6 protein-coding genes are annotated in these 19376 nt (G+C 70.6%); 2 read left to right on the top strand and 4 right to left on the bottom strand.

Translation table 11 applies throughout. The features are described 5' to 3' along the window. On the top strand, positions 1–1236 hold the full coding sequence (mmsB, locus tag ACFYM0_RS36770; protein ID WP_388509735.1) for a multiple monosaccharide ABC transporter permease: 1236 nt from the start codon (positions 1–3) through the stop codon (positions 1234–1236). A gap of 427 nt (positions 1237–1663) precedes the next feature. Here the strand turns inward: mmsB and ACFYM0_RS36765 are convergent, their stop codons facing one another. Together ACFYM0_RS36765 and ACFYM0_RS36760 are read right to left on the bottom strand one after the other, a co-directional pair. Continuing rightward, complete coding sequence (locus ACFYM0_RS36765) at positions 1664–6418, bottom strand: hypothetical protein (RefSeq protein ID WP_388509734.1); 4755 nt, start codon at positions 6416–6418, stop codon at positions 1664–1666. A gap of 3 nt (positions 6419–6421) precedes the next feature. After that, positions 6422–10366, bottom strand: a complete 3945-nt coding sequence (locus tag ACFYM0_RS36760) for a hypothetical protein (protein ID WP_388509731.1) — start codon at positions 10364–10366, stop codon at positions 6422–6424. 657 nt (positions 10367–11023) lie between these two features. On the opposite strand from ACFYM0_RS36760, the gene ACFYM0_RS36755 reads away from it, so the two are divergent. Then, a complete protein-coding gene (locus tag ACFYM0_RS36755; RefSeq protein ID WP_385578966.1) occupies positions 11024–11947 on the top strand; it encodes a hypothetical protein in 924 nt (307 codons plus the stop codon). A gap of 484 nt (positions 11948–12431) precedes the next feature. On the opposite strand, the gene ACFYM0_RS36750 is transcribed toward ACFYM0_RS36755, so the two are convergent. Both ACFYM0_RS36750 and ACFYM0_RS36745 read right to left on the bottom strand, forming a co-directional pair. Then, positions 12432–16361, bottom strand: coding sequence for a hypothetical protein (locus tag ACFYM0_RS36750; RefSeq protein WP_388509728.1), 3930 nt, complete (start codon positions 16359–16361; stop codon positions 12432–12434). Next, on the bottom strand, positions 16358–19309 hold the full coding sequence (locus ACFYM0_RS36745) for a hypothetical protein (protein WP_388509725.1): 2952 nt from the start codon (positions 19307–19309) through the stop codon (positions 16358–16360). Before ACFYM0_RS36745 ends, ACFYM0_RS36750 begins: the two co-directional genes overlap by 4 nt. Positions 19310–19376 lie beyond the last annotated feature (67 nt).

Here is a 19376-nt window from a genome sequence, read left to right as displayed (position 1 = left end):
ATGGCCCAGACCAAGACCACCCCAGACACCACGCCCCGCGCACCGCAGAGCGGCCAACAACCGTCAGCCGGTGCCGTACTGGCCCGAGCGCTGCGCGGCAACCTGCGCCAGTACGGGATGCTGCTCGCGCTGGCGCTGATCGTGCTGCTGTTCCAGTTCTGGACGGACGGCATCCTGCTCCAGCCGCTCAACATCACCAACCTGATCCAGCAGAACGGCTACATCCTCATCCTGGCCATCGGCATGATGATCGTCATCATCGCCGGGCACATCGACCTGTCGGTCGGGTCGCTCGCCGCCTTCGTCGGGGCGGCCGCCGCGGTGATGATGGTCAAACACCACGCACCGTGGCCCGTGGCGCTGGTGGCCGCGCTCCTGATCGGGGCTCTCGCCGGAGCCTGGCAGGGCTTCTGGATCGCCTATCTCGGGATCCCCTCGTTCATCGTCACGCTGGCCGGCATGCTGCTGTTCCGCGGTGGGACCCAGATCCTCCTGCAGGGCCAGTCGGTGGCGCCGTTCCCCAAGGGCTTCCAGAACATCAGCAGCGGCTTCCTTCCCGCGGTCGGCCCCCACACCAACTACCACAACCTCACCCTGCTGCTGGGCCTCGTGGTGCTGGCCGTCGCGATCCTGCAGGAGGTACGCGGACGGCGGCGGGCCGCCTCGTACGGGCTGGAACCACTCCCGGCCGGGCTGTTCCTGGTGAAGCTCGGCGCGATCACCGTGGCCGTGGTGGCCTTCACGCTGCTGCTGGCCAGCTACCACGGGGTGCCGATCGTCCTGCTGATCCTCGGCGTCCTGCTGGTCGGCTTCGGATACGTGATGCGCAACTCGATCCTCGGCCGCCACACCTACGCCATCGGCGGAAACGAGGCGGCGGCGAGGCTGTCCGGGGTGAAGAGCAAGCGGGTCGTCTTCCTGGCCTTCGTGAACATGGGCGTCCTCGCGGCCCTGGCCGGGATGGTCTTCGCCGCGCGACTCAACGCGGGTACGCCGCAGGCAGGCATCAACTTCGAGCTGGAGGCGATCGCCGCCGCCTTCATCGGCGGCGCCTCCGCGAGCGGCGGTGTGGGAACCGTCATCGGCGCGCTCACGGGCGGTCTGGTGCTGGGCGTACTGAACAACGGCATGTCGCTGGTCGGCGTGGGTACCGACTACCAGCAGGTGATCAAGGGCCTGGTACTGCTGGCGGCCGTCGGCTTCGACGTCTACAACAAGCGCAAGGCCGGAGCCTGACCCTGCCCTGCCCTGTCCCTCCTCGGTGCCGCCGCCCGCACGAGGAGGGAGTGCCTCGCCTACCGGGAGCACGCCTCCCGCGGCTCCGCTCCCGCGTCGACGATCCGCTCGAAGAAGAACTCGTGCTTGTAGAGGGCCAGCACCTGCTGCCGCAGCACGGGCGCGGCGGTCCGACACGGGAGGTTTGGTGCATCGGGTTGTCAACAGGAAACAAGGACCTGGGTCTGAGCACAATGACAGCCATCACACGAGGCGTACCCTAGACGCCATCAGCCCAGTTCAGCGCACCCTTCCTTGGGACCGGCCGATCCAGTTCCAGAACCATTGACTCTCGGAGCATTTCCACAGGTCAGGGCGTTACGAATCCCAGGAAGTCAGCAAGATAATCGCTACCTGGACCGGAACCTACTCCACGACGGCATGTGGTTCAGAGCGCGATCTCGTCCGCGTAGACCAGGCGTTCCTCCCAGACCGGCCGGTTCCGGGAAGCCGGGCCGGACGGGTCGGCGGGGGCTGGGGGGTCTCCGGGGAGCAGTTCCCATTCCTCGACCGTCAGGCGCCAGTCGGAGGGTTCCTCGGGGCGGCGCAGCGGGACCGTGGTGCCGGCGTCGAGTTCGGCGAGCCAGACGTACTCGAACGGGTCGACGCCGAAGCCACGGCCGGTCAGGGCCTTGATGGTCACCGTGGCCCATCCGAGGTCGGAGTCGATCCCTGCCACCTTGCGCTGGAGCCGGGCGATCAGGGTGCGGTTCTTCGCGATCGCCTCTGCCTGGCTCTCCGGGGTCGCCTCGCCGTCGAGCGGTTCTCGGGTGCCCACCGGGCCGCTGACCACGACCCGGACGTGCCGGTCGTCCGTCCGCCCGACCCGCAGGGTGCGCTCGGGAGGCAGTTGGACGAAGTCGCAGAGCACCGGCGGCGACAAGTGGCAGCCTGTGACGCTGTCCGGCTGGTACCGGGCCACGGCCAGGCGTACGAACGCCCAGGAGACGGAGCCGGGATCGAGGGCCACGTCGACGTACCAGAGCTGCCGCTCGGCGTTGTACTGCGGCCGGTAGCCCACGACGACCACGGACGGAGGGCGAGAGGAGGAGTCGGGGAGCGGCAGCAGCTTCGGAGCGGTGACGGGGCGGCCGGGCCGGCTGCGGTCGTCGAGGCCGAAGTACCGCGCGAGGTTGTCGAGGCGCAGCGGTTCGAGGGCGCGGCGGGCGATCGTGCCACCCGTCCAGGCCGGATCCGCGCCCCAGCGCGAAACGAAGGAGAACTCGTCCTCCGCGCTCGCGCCGGACAGGAGCACTCCCAGCAGCTCTCCTTCACCACTGCTCCACCAGGGGCGCTCCAGATAGACGCGCACCCCGGCCCGGCGGCCGTGGCGCCGGGCCATGGGCTGTTCGGTGTCCGTCCCGTCCGACCAGCGGAACAGCGGGATGACCGAGTGCACCATCGGGGCGGCAGGCGGCGCACTGGAGGGTACGGACACCACGACCGACGGTCCGACGACGCTGCGCCCGTCGTCGTGGGCACGGGTGCTGTCGACAGGCGGGAGCTCGGGGTCCGCGGCGAGCAGCTCCTCGTGGAAGTACTCACGGAACCGGGTCGTGGCACGGAACCGGTAGGTGACATCGCGGTGACGGGTGTCGCCGAACTCGTGGACGGCCCGGTGCGGGCGAAGCGGGGGTGGCGGAGAGGGATTGGCGGGTCCGTCGCCGGCGGCCAGCAGGGCGAGGTCCTCGTCGGGGGCGATGTGGGTCGTGAACGCCACCGCCGTGGCCTGCCGCTCTTCGCCCTGCGGCATCGACAGGTCGTCCGTCGGGTCGGTCCAGTAAGCCTCCGCGGTCAGGCTGTCGGTGCTCGGCCCGTGGACGTCCACGCCGCCGACGAGCGTGACCGAGGTCTCCCCGACGCGGCGGGCGGGCCGCACGATGGTGGGCCGCGGTACTTCGAGGGGCCGCGGTACGGCATGGACGAGGAGGACGTCCTCGAACGGGGTCAGGGCCCAGAGACAGCCGTCGGCCGCCGCCTCGGCGACGGCCGGGTTGTTGCGGACGGCGTCCGGCAGGCCGCTCCAGGGCCCTAGCAGTTCCAGCCGGTCGGCCGCGACCGAGCTGGACAGCCGGAAGCGCTGTACGTCGCCGGCGGGCAGCCGGAAGTCCAGTACCCGGCCGGTGACCGAGGCGGCGAGCTCGGCTCCGCCGCCGAGGACCAGCCGGAAGGGCTGGAGGGCGGGCCACGTACCGCCGTAGGCGGCGGTGAATCCCTCGCTCCGGAACGGGAAGCCGATCCCGGTGTCCGTGCCCGCGTCGGGGAAGACGACCGCGATGCCGCGGGCCAGCGGATCGGGCAGGTACGGCAGGACCAGGTCGTCGACGTCGTGCACCACGTAGTGCCCGGACGGCAGCGGGTCGCCGGGGGCGGCCAACGGCAACGCGGCGTTCCCGTCGGGGGTGCCCCGCTGGTGCTCCAGCCGGACGGCGGGCTGCGGCAGGCGCTGCGAGGGGTGGTCGAGGTCGGCGACGTCGAGGTCGAGGAAGGAGCCGTTCTCGCGCAGGGCCTGGCCCAGCATCGCGCGGAGGTCGGCGGGGTCGGTGGACCCGATCGCCCGGTCGAACATCCCGTGCAGTTCGGCCTGCGTCTGGCTGGTCTTGGGCGGGGCGAGGTGCCGCTCGGAGGTGCCGTGGTAGCGCAGGTTCAGCGCGGGATGGGTGGCCTCTACGGACGAGGCGTACGCGGCGGGGCCGGTGACGGTGATTGCGAGCGTGTCGGGGTCCTGGCTCACGCCGGAGCGCACGACGAGCACGCGCAGCGACTCGCCCTCGGTGTAGCGATCGCGCGGGACGGGGGCGGGGGCGGCCACGGGGTCCCACCGCAGGAACGGGTACAGGGCGGTGATGGTCTCGTAGGCGGTCCATGCCGCCTCCTCGGCCGCCGTGGCCCGGTCTTCGCCGGGCCGCATGCCCGGCTCGGCCGCCGGCATGTCGCCCGCCATGTCGGCCAGCTGGGCGGCGGAGCGGGAGCCGGCGGCGGCCAGGAAGGGCTGGCCGCCGTCCCGTAGCGCCACAGCGATCGCTTCCTCGATCACCGAGTGACGTGCGGTACGGGTCGCGGGGGCGGGCGGGTCGCCGAGGGGACGGCGCTCGCGGAGTCGGGCGAGGAGGGCCTCGGTGAGGCCCGGTTCCGCCAGTGCCGCGTCCGCCGTTCCTGCCTCGGCCGGCCCGGCCTCCGGGAAGCCGGACTCCGGGAAGCCGTCCTCGGGGACGACCACCTGTGTGGGGCCGGACTCGGGCTCGCCGGCTCCCCGGCCGGCCAGTGCCCGCAACGTCGCCTCCCGGAGAAACTCGGCCATGTCCTCGCGCTCCTCGTCGTCGGAGCCTTCGGGTCCGGCAGGTCCGGCGGGTCCGGCGGGTCCGGCGGGTCCGGCGGGTCCGGCCAGAAACCGGTCGAGGGCGCGCACCAGATCCTCCCGGGACGGCCCGCCACTCTGCCCGCTGGCGAGTTTCCTGGCCGGCCGCGGTGGCCGGGAGTTCCCGGCGAGGTCGACGGCCCAGGCGCGGAAGGCATAGCTCCGGCCGTAGCGCAGCCGAGGCAGGGTGCCCGGCGCGACCTTGGTGGTGATCAGCAGCGGGTGGGTGAGGTCCGCGGCCGGAGGGTGGGGGTCCGGGTCCCGGATCACCTCCTGCCCGTTTTCGCGGACCAGTAGCCGGCCGGGTCTGGGAGCGGACAGACTCCACCCCTCCCAGCCGAACACCGCCTCGTGCACGTGGATCGGCGAATCGGTCACACCCGGGGTCTCGTCGGCGGCGGTCCCCTGGATGAACGCCGTCTCCTCCCAGCCGGTGAGGAGGGACCCGTGCCCCGGCACCTCCGCATCGACGACCCTGCGGTGCAGCGAGGTCCACTGACGGGCCGTGTCGTCCCACACCTCGACCCGCAGGCCCCGGGCCACATCCTCGGTGTACAGCGTGGGAGTTGACCAGTAGATCGACTGTTCGATGATGCGTTGGCGCTTCAGCCGTGCCTGCGTGTTGCGGGCCCACCCGGTCCGCACGACCGTGAATCCTCCCGCTCTGAGCGCGGGCGGCGCCGCGTTCACCGTGCCCGCCTCCCCCTCGATCCGCAGCAGCCGGGGCAGCGTCCACAGGAAGCGGTCCGTCTTGAGCGCACTGCCGTCGGCGTCGACGTCCAGTACGGAGAACAGTTGCGGGTTCCCCACGCGCAGGCCGCCGGCGAGCCAGTCGGATGCGCCGGGCTGAGGGACGGTGAGCAGGGCGTCGTGGTCGCCGAGGGCGCAGTTCACCCGGGTCGGACGGCAGTGCCTGGTGCCCCTGGTGGACTCGACCAGGGCCGTCAGGTACTTCGCCTGGCGGAGCCGGGGCAGCTCGGCTTCGGCGACCTCGAGGTCGATGACGAGGCCGAGCGCGCGCAGCAACGCAGGGTGGTCGCCGACCATGGCGCAGCGTTCGTGGAACTCCGGCAGCGGTGTGTCGATCTCCGGGGTGTGGGCATTCGGGTCCGGCCGGCGGCGGTAGGGGTACTGGCCCTCCGGGCGCTCGTAGTAGCGGCGGCAGCGGTGGAGTTCGGCCGCGAGGCGGTGCCACTCGTCCAGCCGTGCGACGTGCTCTTCGAGTGTCTTCAGATCCCGTTGGCGCTCGGTGTCCTCGTCGAGCGCGGCCGTCACGAGCCGTTCGTCGTACTTCCTGCGGGCGTCGCCGTCCTCTCCCGAGCCGAGCGCCTCGAATTCCCGTGCCAGGCGCATGATTTCGGCCGTCGCCGGGTGTCCGGCAGGGGGCGGCGGGTCCGTGGGGGAGGCGAGCATGGCGGCCAGGTGGAGGCTCTTGGCGGCGTCGTGGACATACCGGGCGTCGAAGCTCCGCCACCGCCGCCCGGCCCAGCCGGGCTGCATGGGCTGCCGTACGGGGGTGTCGGGCGGGAAGAGTGCTCGCCAGGCCGCCGGATCGACGGGGGCGCGGAGCGGGGTGCAGGCGAGCGGGCCGTTCTGGTCCTCGAGCTGGATGTCCAGAGTGGTCCTGGCCGTCTGCGCCCAGTCGGGAAAGACGGCGAACTCCGAGAGGACCGCGCCCTCATGGCCCGGTTCGAGGCGCGGGGTGATGAAGAGCGAGACGTGGAACGGGCTGGTGGCGGCTGCCGAGTACGGCAGAGCGAAGGAGATCCAGTGCTCGGAGATCATCGCTCATTCCTTCCGGTAGGCGCCGCAGTACTCCGCCCACGCGGGGGAGGTTCCGCCGGTGACGGCCATCATGTCCGCGAACGAGGGGTCCTTGCGGTGGCCGGAGAATTCGCGGCGGGTCCTGATCCGGACCCGGCCGGTGTAGAGGGCGACGTCCACCTCGACCGAGACCATGGCCTCGCCCGTCATCTTGCCGGTGGTGAAGTTGTAGGTGAGCGCCAGGTACAGCTCGACCGATGCCGAGACCAGTCCGAGGACGTCCAGCTCGCCACGCAGGCGGAAGTAGCCGGTCAGTGAACCGGTGTCGCCTTCGAGACGCAGGTAGATGCCGAGCATGGCCGAGACCGACCCGGAGGCCACACCGAGGTCGACCGCGAGCACCGCGCCCGCCTCCAGGCCGAGCTCGAGAACGTCCAGGCCTTCGGGGGACAGCCGCAGCCCGAGCCAGCCGCCTCCGCCTATGAAGGCGACGGCGAGCGTGAAGGGGTGCTCCCTGGTGCAGAAGTTGAAGCCGTACGTGACGCTCTTGCCGAAGAACGGGACCTGGAGGTCGGCGCCCAGGGACACGTTGCTCAGGGTGAAGACGCCAAGTGCGAGGTTCGGCAGGGCGAGGGTGTATCCGGCGGACAGCCCTTCGGCCGTCACGTCCAGGGTCGGCGGGTCGGCGAAACCGTCCAGCGGGATCATGCTCGTGACGTCCTCGACGAAGGAGAGAGCTCCGAGGAACTCGACCTTGCCGAAGACCACGTCGATCTCCGCCTTGCCGCCGCTTCCGGCGGCGAAGCAGGCATGGTCGAACCCTGCCCGGACCAGAGGCCCGCCGGGGGGCAGTTCGAGGCTGAAGTCGCGGAGCTCGGCCAGCGCCCGGATCCCCATGCGGCCCTTGCCGCTCGCCCGACCCTCGACCGCGAACTGGAGGCTGTCCGGAGCGAGCCGCAGTACGGGGTCCGTGGCGGGCCACTCCTTGTTCAGCACCGGAGACCACGAGTAGCGGAACCGGACCTCCGCGCTGCTCTGCGCGAACCCCTCGGCGAACCGTCCGATGTCCTCGGCGAGGTCCATGAAGTCACCCAGGTCCGTCAGCAGGTCGGCGAGGGCCTCGAGGATCTTCCGGATGAACGGCGGCAGCTTGGGAGCGAGGGTCCGGAGCTTCGTGATCTCGTCCTTGAGGCCCAGCTCGACCATCTTGCGGGCGATCTCTTCGGGCTTCTTGTTCTTGAGGGACGCGATGAGCGTGGGAACCTTGGCCAGTTTCGCGGCGACGGTGCTCTGCGCGGTCTTGGCTTCCGCCAGGGTCTGCTGAGCCGCTGCCAGGACCTCAGGCGTTCCACCCGCCGCCCGCTCGACGAGCTTCTGCGCCTCGGCCGCGGCCTGGCCGACGGCCTCCCTCAGCCGGTCCAGATCGGCCAGGAACGCCTCGACCCGGTCCATCGTGCGCGAGACGAGAGCCGGAACCCCGGCCGCGCCCGGAGCCAGGGCCTTGACCAGGTCGGACAGCTTGACGAGGCCGAGGAGCGTGGGGTCCGCACCGTTGAGGAAGTCCTTGGGCGGGGCGTCGGCCGTGGTCAGAGTCTGCGTCTCACCCACCGCGCCGGTGCGGCGCGAGAGCCCGCGGATGGGGAGTTCCGGGTTGACGATGCCTCCGGCCCCTCCCGTTCCGGGCGGCCCCCCGCCGGCTGGGCTCGCCGGCGCGGAGCCGGCCGGCAGGAAGCGGAGCACCGGAACGGCCGGAGCCACGGGGTCGGTGGAGTGTTCGCCGGGTGCTTCTCCCTGGATCAGGACTCGGGCCCACAGTTCGGCGGTGTCGGCCGCGGTGAACCCAACGGCGCGGTACCGGTCGTGATACGCGATGGGCACCGGTCCGCTCAGCGGCGACAGATGGGTGACGGCGGGCAGGGACACCTCGGCCGCGCTCAGGTGGGGGGTCGAGTCGCACGGCGCGGCCCTGCCGCGCAGCCACACCGCCGCTGTCGGCAGCGCCGTGTCACCGCCGGAGCGTACGGGGCCGTAGGCGATCTGCTGCCCGAGAGCCGCGACCCGGCGCCCGCTGAGGGGGTCGTTGTCGTACGCGTCGTCGATGTCCGGGTAGCGGCGGTGGTGCCCCGCCACCCACATCAGCGGCATGTGCAGCCGGACCGGCCGACTGTCCTGGTCCAGCGCGTCGACAACGAACCGGAAACGCTCACCGGCGGCGGAGGGCCAGAAGAGCGTGTCCTGCGAGTCGCGGGGCGAACCGCTGGGCTCGTCCAGGGGCGGTGTGACCGAAGGACGGATCTCCACCCGCCGGAAGGGGAAGTCGTGCCTGTCGGCATAGGTGCGCACGCGCTCACCGATCACCAGGAACTTGCGCTGGTAGAGCCCTGCGACAGAGGTCGGCCCGAACTTCATGCGCCGTTCGGTGACCTTGACCAGCGCCGCCCGGTGGCCGAACGGGTACAGATAGCCGGGGTAGACCACGCGTACGTACTGATCTCGGCCCAGAGGGGCTTCGTGGTCCCAGGCCAGGATCGCCTCGACACCGGCCGCGCTGTACGGACGTACATCCCACTCTCCGTGCAGGTCGAGCCAGGCTCCGAGCCCTGACAGCCACAGGGCGTCCGCGGCCACCGGCTGCGGGCCGACCACAGCCAACGCCCCGGTGGCCGCGTTCCTGAGCAACCAGCTCTCGGCGCTCTGACGGACCAGCATGTGGCGGTCCGCACGGTCGAGCGACATGCGGAACGGATCGTTCGTGGGGTGCCCCGGCAGGTACGACTGCCGCTTCCACTCGTTGGCCATCCAGTCCCGGTCCCGTGCCCACACGGCGCGGACGATCCGGCGCCGGAGGTCGTGCTCGTCGGGTACGACGGATCCGTCGGGCCCCGCCGCGCGGACGGCCAGTCTGCTGTGCCAGAGCTCGGTGTGGCCGGGCGCATCGAGGGCTGCGACGGGGTGAACGGCGTGGGCCCATGACGCCTCGTCGCTGGGCGAGAGGACGAGCCGGAACGGTGCCTCGACGGCCGTTTCGTCGGCTGCCGGGCAGCGGCTCAGGTGAGTCAGCGACGGCGAAATGCCAGCGATCTGCCGGCCGACGAGGGGCGGGATCTCCACGCTCACACCCTCGATGGTCACGGAGGTCGGCCGGGTCACGATGTCGGGGAGCGGCAGGTCATCCGGGTTGGACGGGGTGCGCAGCGCGAACTCGGACCGGGCTGCGCGCAGTTCACGGGCCCGCGCGACGACGTCGGCCAGGCTCGCCGGCTCTGGTGCCTGTGTGGGCGCGTCTCCCGAGGCTGCGCGCACCACGGCGCCCATCGGGGTGAGGTCGGCGACGACTCCGTCGCGCAGGAAGAGGACCGGGCCGGATGGCCGCTCGAGCGCCCCGGAACGGGCGCCGCCACCGGCCGGTGCGTCTCCGGGAAGGGCGAGGGGCGGGACACGCATCCGCAGCCGGCTCATCGCGGCCAGGATGCCTGCACTCGAGAACTCGATCGAATCACCCGGCGGGATGTCGAACACGAGTCGGCTGGCGCGCGCGGGGCAGACCGCGACCGGCGGGGTGACGAGCGCCTGGGGGCCCTCGCCCGGCCCCGCGGGCGGTGCGACGGTGTACTGTCCGGCCGCGTCGGGAACGTAGAGGGGCGGGGCGGTGGGCGTGCTGCGGCCTTCGTAGACGGCCCGCTCCCCGAGGTGCTGGAAGCAGAAGCGGACGACGAGTTTGCCTTGGTGGCCAGGGATTGGTTCCAGTCTCGGCGGGCCGCCGCCTGCGCCCCCGGTCACCAGTCGGCAGCCGGCCGCGAACACCGACAGGGCGACCAGGTCGCGGGGCCGCACCAAGTCCACGTGGACGCCCGGTCCGGTGTCGGACACGCCGGGGCGACCCCAATGCGTGTGCAGTCCGTTGACGAACGCGAGCGGGTCGGCCGCGAGGGGACCGCTCTCTGCTTCCGGGGTGCCTTGGGCCGTCATGATGCCCCCTGGGTGGAACATCGGTCACGCCCCCTGGCCGAACATCCGTCGGCTCCTCCCATGCTGGCACGAGGTCCGGCCGGGCGCCTCCCAGCATCGTCGGCCCCGCGCACAGGCGGGGCCGGCGGTACATCACCGACAGGGAATCCGATCCACTGGGAGCAGACCTCGGCAGGTCGACAGCAGACGGATCCTGCGCTGCTCGGTCCTCACCCCGTTGAACGGTGCACTAGACGCTGCCACTTAACCGTGACAACGCCTCGGCCGGACATGCGACCCGGCCCGCACAGGAGGACCATGGAAGGTGGAGCAAGATGTGTCGGCACTCGCGTACGGGCTCCCGACCCCCGGTGGGAAATGGATGGTGAGCCGTGAATGAAGAACACCGGGCCCGTCCGTCGAGAACGGACCGACCACCGGCTCATCGGGTGCGTCTTCCCGGCTTCGTGAAGGAAGACGACATCGGTCTCGGCGAATTCGTCAAGCGCGCCACGCGATCGCTCGGCATCAGACCCTGCGGCGACTGCGAGGAGCGTGCCCGAAGGATGAACGAATGGCTCACTTTCTCGAGGCGGCACGGCGGCGCCGACTGAGGCCACGGGGGCAGCGCCCTCCGGCAGCCCGCCTGCCGTACGCACTGGAGGTCAGGAGCTAGCCATGAACGTCGAACGCAACAGGGATGACACATCGGATCCTGTGCCATTCGACCAACCCACCGACCTCCGGGGGGAATCGTCCGCATCCGACGCGGGGTGCCGAAAGTGCGGGTCGAGATCCGATACGCCGGGCTCGTCGCACGCTCCCCGCCCGCCCTCCTATGTCTACGCACTCGGGCAGGTCGACTTCCGCCTGCCGAACATGGGGGTGGAGAGGGAGCTCGCGCAGGTCATCAGCCGGACCGATACCGCGCACCTCACTGATCGCCAGGCGGTGAGCGAGGTCATCAACCGGCGGGAGAACCGCTACCTGGCCCGGCAACTCTGCTACGTCTTCACCGTCCAGGGGATGGACACCTACGCCCTCGTACCGCGCGACGCCTTCGACATCGAACTGCTGGCAGAGGCGGTGCGCCCGGACCATCGGGTCACGGCCCTCGACGTGGTGGTCGGAGTGCGCGGTCCGGTCCCGCCCTCCGGCCGTTGCAGCGCACTTGCGCTGCCCGAGGTGGCCGTCGATCAGCTCTACTCCTTCGACACCGGCGATCTCGTAGCGGCCATCGACAAGCCCGACAGCATGGCGACCGAGCAGTTCGACACGGCGGCGGAGGACCTGCTGAGGACGGTCATGCGGGTTGCCGACAATGTGGGTGCGTCGGACGAGCACCGCGCCCTGACGTACCTCCTCGTTCGCTCCTCGGACGTGTACACGAAGACCTTCGAGGCGTTCATGAACGACTCCTCGCTGAAGTCGATCGAGGTCCTCCCGTCCAACATCGGCGGACCGCGACGGGTCATGAACGTGGTGCTGGCCTACTCCGACCGGCGCACGGACGTCACGGAGAAGTTCTTCGTACCCGTCGACGTCACGGACATGTACCCGTTCCGGCTGCATGGGCTATCGCCGTACTACGACCACCATTGACACCTCGTCCCCGGAGAGGAAAACGGTCATGAGCGTTCCGGGATTCACCACACGAGCACCGACCCGCCATCCCTCGGGATACCGGCTCGGCATACAAAGGCGACGGGCCTCCTGGCCGGACTGCGCGACCGCGTACCCGACCGGGACTGCCGAGGCCTACTGCCCGCGGGAGTGCGAGGAAGATGCCGAGAGAAGGTGCAAGGGCAGCAGCTCCTACCACAAGCCGCACTGCCTTGCGAATGCGTACGAAGAATGCATGAACGACTGCCTCTTCGTGTCATGTTGCGACAGATACACGATGTGCGACGACGGACGCGAATACTTCAAAGAATCCTGCCGCAGCTCGTATTACTCCGACCCCGTGTCAACCACATGGGACGCGACGGGCAATCCCTGCTAGAAGGAGCGAGACGGAGCATTTCGACCATGGGTGAACCTCCCACATCATCGATGATGTGGGAGGTTCACCCATGGTCGAAGCTGTCTAGGCAATCGTGATGGTGTCGAGGTACGAGATGCGGCGGATCGGCTCCGCGTCCGGGCCGCTGATCTCGTCCACTTCCTGGATCAGCAGCCGCCTGGGTCGAGCCGCCGGCAGCTGGACGGTTCCCGTCCACGTGGCGAGGGGGCCGACGACCTCCCCGAGGGCCAGAACGGTCCCGGCGGGGAACGCACCCACCGTCGCCCACTGAGCGGGGTCGTCGATCGACGAATTGCCGCGGACCTGTGCGCTGACGAGCATCTTCGTCGTGATGTTGGGCTTGGCCACAGGCGGCAGGGGGCCGGTGACCGTCACCGTGGCGGTCGCACCGGACACCGTCACCGATGCCCGCCGGTGAGCCGGAATCTGAACGAACCCGGCATCCACTCCGGGAGACAGCCGCAGGTCATCGGGAGCGCGCAGGGCATCCGGCTGCAGTCGGGTGACCCTGAGCCGTACGAACGGCTGGTAGACGCGCTGGCCCTGGAACTGTACGTCGGCGTACCACAGTTGCCGCTCCTCGTCGTATTGGACGGCGTACCCCATGGCATGGCCGGAGGCCACCGGTACGTCGACCGCCCCGAGCAGGTCGGAGGGCCGGAGGTAGCCGATCACCGGCGCGGCGCCCTGCTCCCGGATGGGGTCGCGCCCCCACGTGGTGGCCCACTTCTCGGAGCCCGAGTCGGGCTGCGCGTTCTCCCCCAGGACTCGGACGGCCAGCAGCTCTCCCTCCCCCGAGGCGTACCAGGGCCGTTGCAGGTAGACGCGTACGATTCCGCCCTGCCGCACGCTGATCATCGCCGTGGCGGTGGACTCGTCCTTCCACTTGAAGGCGGGTACCACCGAATGGACCGCCGGCGCGGGAGGCCGGACGGTCGCCGGCACGTGCAGCGTGACGGGCGATCCGTCGCGCGTCACCGGCGGTACGACGAAGGAGACCTCGACGGTGGCTCCGTCGGCGATCGCTCCACCGGGCACGCGCGCGATCTGGCCCGTGGCGTCGTTGACGGTGAAGTCCCGGCCAGGCGAGTAGGTCGGGCCCGGATCCGCGGGCGTGCCCGCGGCCGTCAGGGGATCGGCGCCCGCGCCGACGACGACCGTTCCCGGGACGAACTTGCCCGCCGTGCGCGCCACCGTCACGAGATCGGTCCCGGTGAGCCTGACCTTGCGCCGCTCGGTGAAGTACGACACGAACCGCGAGGTGGCGACGGGGGTGAAGCGGACGTTGCGGTGCCGGGTGTCGCCCATGTCGTGGCGGGCGCGGAACGGTGTGGTGGCCGCGGCGGTTGCGTCGGGCGCCGCCGAGCGGAATCCCTCCTCGCCCTCGTGCAGGACGGCCCGTCCCGCCGATTCACTCGGCTTGTTCTGCGTCAGGTCGTCGACCTTCTCGGTCCAGGTGGCCTCGACGTGGACGGACAGCGTCGAGAGTTCGTGGACGGCCACCGCCCGGTCGTCCAGGACGTAGGCGGTCTCGCCCGGCGCGCGCTCCACGGTCGGCCCTGAGAACGCCGGAGGGTCGACCGGGCAGCGGACCGCGTGGATCATGAGCAGCTCCGTGGCCGGCGTGAGCTGCGCGACGCGTCCGGCCACCGCATGGGACCGCGCCTCCTCGATCGCGGCGACCGACCGGCCGTCGGTTTCGGCGAACCAGCGCCACAGGCCGAGGAGTTCCTCGTCCCCCGGACTCAGCAGGGTGCTCAGCCGTGTCGTGACGGACACGCCGGGGGCGAGCGTCACCCGGATCAGCCGGCCCACCGGATCGATGACCGGCGGCTGCGCGGCGCTGTTCGGCCCCGGCGTCAGGACGAGCCGCATGGGGAACCGCTCGTGCCAGCCGCTGCCACGGGGCCACTCGGCCAGGAGTTCGGACGCCCCCGGCACTCCGTGGAGCGCGACTCCCTGGGAGAGGGGGTCGCGCAGCCAGGGCAGGTCCATCCGGTCGGCGTTGACGAACGGGGTACCCCCCGCCCCGGGGTCACGCGTGTCCTGCGGCACCGCACCACCGTCCAGCCTGCTGAGCAGGGCGTGGACGGCGGGGTCGAGCCGGTGCTGGGCGGCCACGTCGAGGACTCCGTGGCGCTCCAGCATCTGGACGGATGCCTTGGGTGCCAGCAGGTGACGTTCACAAGTGGCGCCGAGGACCGGCGAGGCAGGGTTCGCATTGTTGGTCCGCACGACCAGTACGGTGGCCGACTCCCCCGGCGTGACGGGACGCCGCGGCACCAGGACGGGGGCGGGCACCGGTTCGTAGCGCGAGTAGCGCAGGGGCGGTGTCGCGGGCTCGCCGGCGGCCGGCTGGGAGGTGAAGGGCAGGCTGCTGCCCGCGAGGTCGACCAGGCGTGCCCGGAAGCGGTAGGAGCGCCCGTAGCGCAGCGACGGCAGCGTCCCGTCGACCGGGCGCACGGTGAAGGAGAACGGCAGCGTGCCGTCCGTCACGGGACCCGGGTTCTGGAGATGTTCCGCGACGTCGAGCATCTTGCCGGGGGGCTCGGAGACCATGCTCCAGCCGGTCCACCGGAACAGCGACTGGTGCAGCCGCACGTAGGGGCGCTCTTGCTGGTCCTTGCCTCGCATGATGGCGTCGGCCACCGTCCCCTCGTCGTTGATGGCCAGGGGAGCGCTCAGTCCGGTGATGGTGTACGAGCCCGCTCGGCGGCACAGCGGGTACCAGCGGCCGGACTTCTCGTCGAGGACGTCCACCCGGTAGCCCTGGTGCACGTTGTCGGCGTGCATCGTGATGACGACGCCGGGCTCTGCCGTGGTCTGCAAGTCCACGTCCATGTGGGCGGCTTCGAGCAGGTTCTCTCGGAAGCCGACCTGGCGGTTCGTCTCGGCCACGAAGATGCCGTCGCCGCGCAGGGCCGGTGCCGCCAGTCGCGGTGGCTTCTCGGTGCGGGGAAGCCCGGCCAGCATGGCGGCGTAGGACTGGAGTGCAAGGCCTCCGGAGTCCACGTCGACATCGACGGCGGTGTACTTGCCGGTGTCGTGGAGGGGAAGGTGCAGCGCGGCCGCCGAGCCGTTGCGACGCCCCAGGAACAGCCGCCCGTCCTTGAGGGTGCACTGCGTGAAGGGCAGGTCGTTGCGGAGCCGCTTCTTGTGGTTCGGAACGGCCTGGATGGCGACGGGACCGTTCGGGGCCGCGGGCAGCGCAACCTTCACCCGCCGCACCAGCCCGATCCTGACCATCAGCGCCGGGTGGTCGGCGAGCGCCGCGAGGATGCCGTGGAAGTCCTTCTCCGGCTGTTGCAGCGGGCGCGCGTCGGCCTCTTCCCCCTCGGCGGTCTCGGCGGCGAACGGCTGATGGAAGTCGGCGAGCCGCATCCAGCCCTGCGGGTCCTGCGCGAACTCGTCGGGCAGCACCCCTTCTTCGAGGACGGCCGTGAACGCGTCTGCCGCCCGGGGCCCTGCGTCCGCGCCGACGAGACGCACGAGGCGATCGGCGGCCTCCCACTCCTGCGGGGATACGGTTTCCGCGCCGGGGGCCACGGGCGACGGATCGGCCGGGTACGTTCCGTCGACGGCCGAGAACAGCCTGCTGTACTCCTCGCGCAGCGATCGTGCCACGAGGTGGCTGGGGTAGGACTGGAGCGGTTCCTTCGACACGCTGTGGTCGAAGGCGTACGACTTGACCACCGTGGAGGGGGGAAGCAACACCTTCCACAGCGCCGCGTCCGGAACCGCTTCCACGGTCGCGGGCAGTGTCGTCGTATCGCCGCCCAGCCACCGGAAGCGGACGTGCAGACCGAACTGGAAGGCCGGCCACGTCTTCACGTTGTCGTAGCGAAGAAGCGGCAGGGCCCCGGGGCCCGCCGCACCCGCTTCGTCGGTCGAGAGCTGGATGCCGAACACGAGCGATAGATGTGCGTGCCCATCGCCGGTCTGCGGCGCCGCGGGGTCGGGCAGCAGCGTCCAGACCACTGTCTCCTGGATCATGTGTCCTCCATCGTGGCGAAAGCGGCGCACCTGTCCCGCCATGGCTGTGGCGTCGGGAATGCCTGGGCGAACGTGGGGTCGTTGCCGCCCCCGAAGGTGCGCTCCAGCTTCATCGAAACGGACTCGGAGAAGAAGGCGACGCGTACCCGTACGGTCACCGAGGCCCAGCCGTGCAGCGTCTTGGGCGAGCGGAATTCGAGTGCCAGGTAGAACTCGACGGAGATGTTGACGATCCCGAGGATGTCGAGTTCGCCCACGGCCCGGAAGAAGCCCCTGAGGGCGGATTGGCCGTTCTCGAGCCGGAAGTAGACGCCCGCGGTCACACACACGGATCCACTGGCCACGCCGAGGTTGAGCGCGACGGCCGCACCGAATTCCACCTGGGCTTCGAGTACGACGACCCTCCCGGTCTCGACCGTGAGGGAGAGGAAGCCGCCCCCGCCGAAGAGGGACACCGTGAGGAGGAAGGGGTGTTCGCGCGAGGACACCGCGAAAGTGGCGCGCACCGGGTCGCCGGTGAAGGGCAGGGTGACCGATGCCGAGAGCGCGAGGTTCTGCAGCATGAAGACACCGAGACCGACGGTGGGCACGGCCAGCGTGTAGCCGACCTCGACACCGGTGGTGTCGACCCTGATGCGTGGTCCGTTCGCCGCTGACGGGAGATACTGGCGCAACCGGTCGAGGAACTCCAGCGGGCCGGCGAACTTCACCTCGCCGATCTTGACGTCGAGTGCCGGCGAGCTTCCGGGCTTGCTGGTGAAGGCGAGCCCGCGGAAGCCCACTTCCAGCGCGCCGGCGAACGACAAGGTGAAGGCGGAGAGTTCGCCGCGTACTTCCGTCCGCGGGTCGGTGCCGTCGAAGCGCACCAGGGTGGTGCTGCTCATGGAGAGCTTCGTCGCGCTGGTCGTCCGGAGCGGGCCGATCGTGCCGGGCGTCAGTTTGGGGCGCCAGGTCAGGGTGGTCTTCACGCCTTCCGGCGGCTTCCCCTGGGGACGTAGCACCTCGGTGATCATGCGCGGTACGTCCTCGCCGTCGCCCGCACTCACGGTGGAGGGCGGCAGCAGTCGGGGGTCGGTCAGGTCGATGAACCCCAGCAGCTTCGTCGGGACGGCACCGGCGACGGGCGGAGCGGTGAAGTAGGAGCGCGGGTCGAACTCCCCGCCCTTGAACTTGTCCAGGCTTCCGCCGACCAGGCCCGCCGTACTCGACAGGCCGGAGACGGGCAGGTCGAGTTTCGCGACGCCGCCGGAGTCCGTCACGGGCGGGGCGAGCGGGACCGGGGTCTCCAGCCGTGCGTAGACCTGCTTGGTGGCCGCGAGGCCCCTCTGAACGTACTGGGGGTCGAGCAGCAGTTTCCGGGGTGTCGATCTGATTCCGTCGACCCGTGCGATCGCGCCGCGCGCGGGGAAGGCGTCCAGTGCGGGAATGCGCGCCTCCACGGCGGCGAGTCGGGGGTGTGCGGCGAGCCTGCCGGCCTCGTCGAGGGATGCCTGCGAGACGGTCGACACTTCGGCGTCGATGTACAGGGCCGCCACGTCCACGGTCGTGGACTCCGCGGCGGTGCCGGTGGCGGGTGCCATCTCCAGGCGTCCGGTGGCGGGCAGGGACATCTTCTGGGCCTTCGCGTTGTATTCCACCAGGGCCTGGTCCAGTCCTCCGTGGGCCCGGTCGCCGTGGATGAATACGAGCGGTGCGGTGAAGGCGATCGGGTGCCCCCGTTTGTCCTCGGCGGTGAGGCTGAACCGCAGGCGCCCGTCGGCCGCACCGGGACCGCGCACCCAGAACCCGACGGTCGAGAGCGGTTCGCCGACGTCGCTGACGTCGACGACGAGGGGGCCGTTGATCCGGACCCGCTCGAAGGGGAAGGCGCGTCCCTGGTTCGGCAGCGCCGCGACTCCGCCGTAGGTGATCTCCGGCAGCAGAACGGTCAGGAAGCTCGTCTGGACCAGACCCTGGTCGAGCTTGCGTTCCGTCTGGGTCGCGATCTGCACGGGGAAGCCGAAGGGCAGCAGATAGCCTCGCTGCAGCACCTTGACGACGGTGTCACGACCTCCGACCGCCTGGTGACGGTAAGCGGTCACGCCGGCATTGGGGAGCCAGGCGCCCATGAGGTCGACCGTCGCGCCCAGGGCGCTGAGGGACGTGTCCTTGGCCAGCACGGGCCTGCGGTCCATCGCCGCGCTGATCTGGCTCCGCTGCACCGCCGACAGGGAACTCGTGAAGTTCTGGCTCGCGCTGGACGCGGAGACTCCGGCGGACTTGACGGGCACCGGCAACCGTGACGGAGTCCGGAGCTGGTCGGACGCACTCGGCGGAAGGGCGAGGCGCGTGTGCCAGATCCCGGTGGCCCCCGTCGGGCCCGTCACCGGCATCCTGGCGTGCAGCCAGGTCACCCCGCCCAGGGACACGGGAGTGAAGGACAGCCCCCACACGCACTCCAGCCGCGCCGAGGCGGTCGCCAGTCCGACCCAGTCCAGCAGTCCGGCAGCCGTGAGCGGGATCGACCTCCCGGGCGGCACCTGCAGGGTGACCTGACTCGGGTTGGCCAGCCAGGCCCGCTTCAGCCCGGTCGAGGCGCCTCCGAGCCCGGTGGCCTCTTCGAGGATCGCCTGGGGCGGCATCCGGACGTGGAGGAAGCCCGGTGCGGTCGGGCTGGTGGTCACCAGTTTCTGGTCCGCTCCCAATCCGGTTCGGGTGATGCCCGAGAAGCCGAACTGGAGGATCAGCATGTCGTCGCGCCGCAGCAGCACCACGGACCTTTCGGTCATGTCCACGTCGACACCGGCGTCCAGGTCCAGCTCCTCGACCGTCTCGAAGTCGGATGCCGCCAGCCCGACCCCGCCGCCCTGGACGCCGGGGCCGTCGTCGGGGGGCGTGTAGTGGTCCCCCGGATCCAGGGGGGCGCCGGCCTCGGAGAACTCAGGGCCACCGTATTCCTGACTGGTCATCGCCCGCTCCCGTCACGACAGCCGGCATACGCGGCATGCGGCGTTCCGGCACGTAGGCCTGGGACGC

The organism is Streptomyces sp. NPDC006487 (assembly GCF_042870555.1).
In the GTDB taxonomy this organism is placed as follows: domain Bacteria; phylum Actinomycetota; class Actinomycetes; order Streptomycetales; family Streptomycetaceae; genus Streptomyces.
This window is presented reverse-complemented; position numbering and strand designations above follow the sequence as displayed.

What these genes read in the sequence shown, in the direction of transcription:
- mmsB (WP_388509735.1), top strand. Translation starts at nt 1, where the DNA reads ATGGCCCAGACCAAGACCACCCCAGACACCACGCCCCGCGCACCGCAG.
- ACFYM0_RS36765 (WP_388509734.1), bottom strand. Translation starts at nt 6,418, where the DNA reads ATGATCTCCGAGCACTGGATCTCCTTCGCTCTGCCGTACTCGGCAGCC.
- ACFYM0_RS36760 (WP_388509731.1), bottom strand. Translation starts at nt 10,366, where the DNA reads ATGACGGCCCAAGGCACCCCGGAAGCAGAGAGCGGTCCCCTCGCGGCC.
- ACFYM0_RS36755 (WP_385578966.1), top strand. Translation starts at nt 11,024, where the DNA reads ATGAACGTCGAACGCAACAGGGATGACACATCGGATCCTGTGCCATTC.
- ACFYM0_RS36750 (WP_388509728.1), bottom strand. Translation starts at nt 16,361, where the DNA reads ATGATCCAGGAGACAGTGGTCTGGACGCTGCTGCCCGACCCCGCGGCG.
- ACFYM0_RS36745 (WP_388509725.1), bottom strand. Translation starts at nt 19,309, where the DNA reads ATGACCAGTCAGGAATACGGTGGCCCTGAGTTCTCCGAGGCCGGCGCC.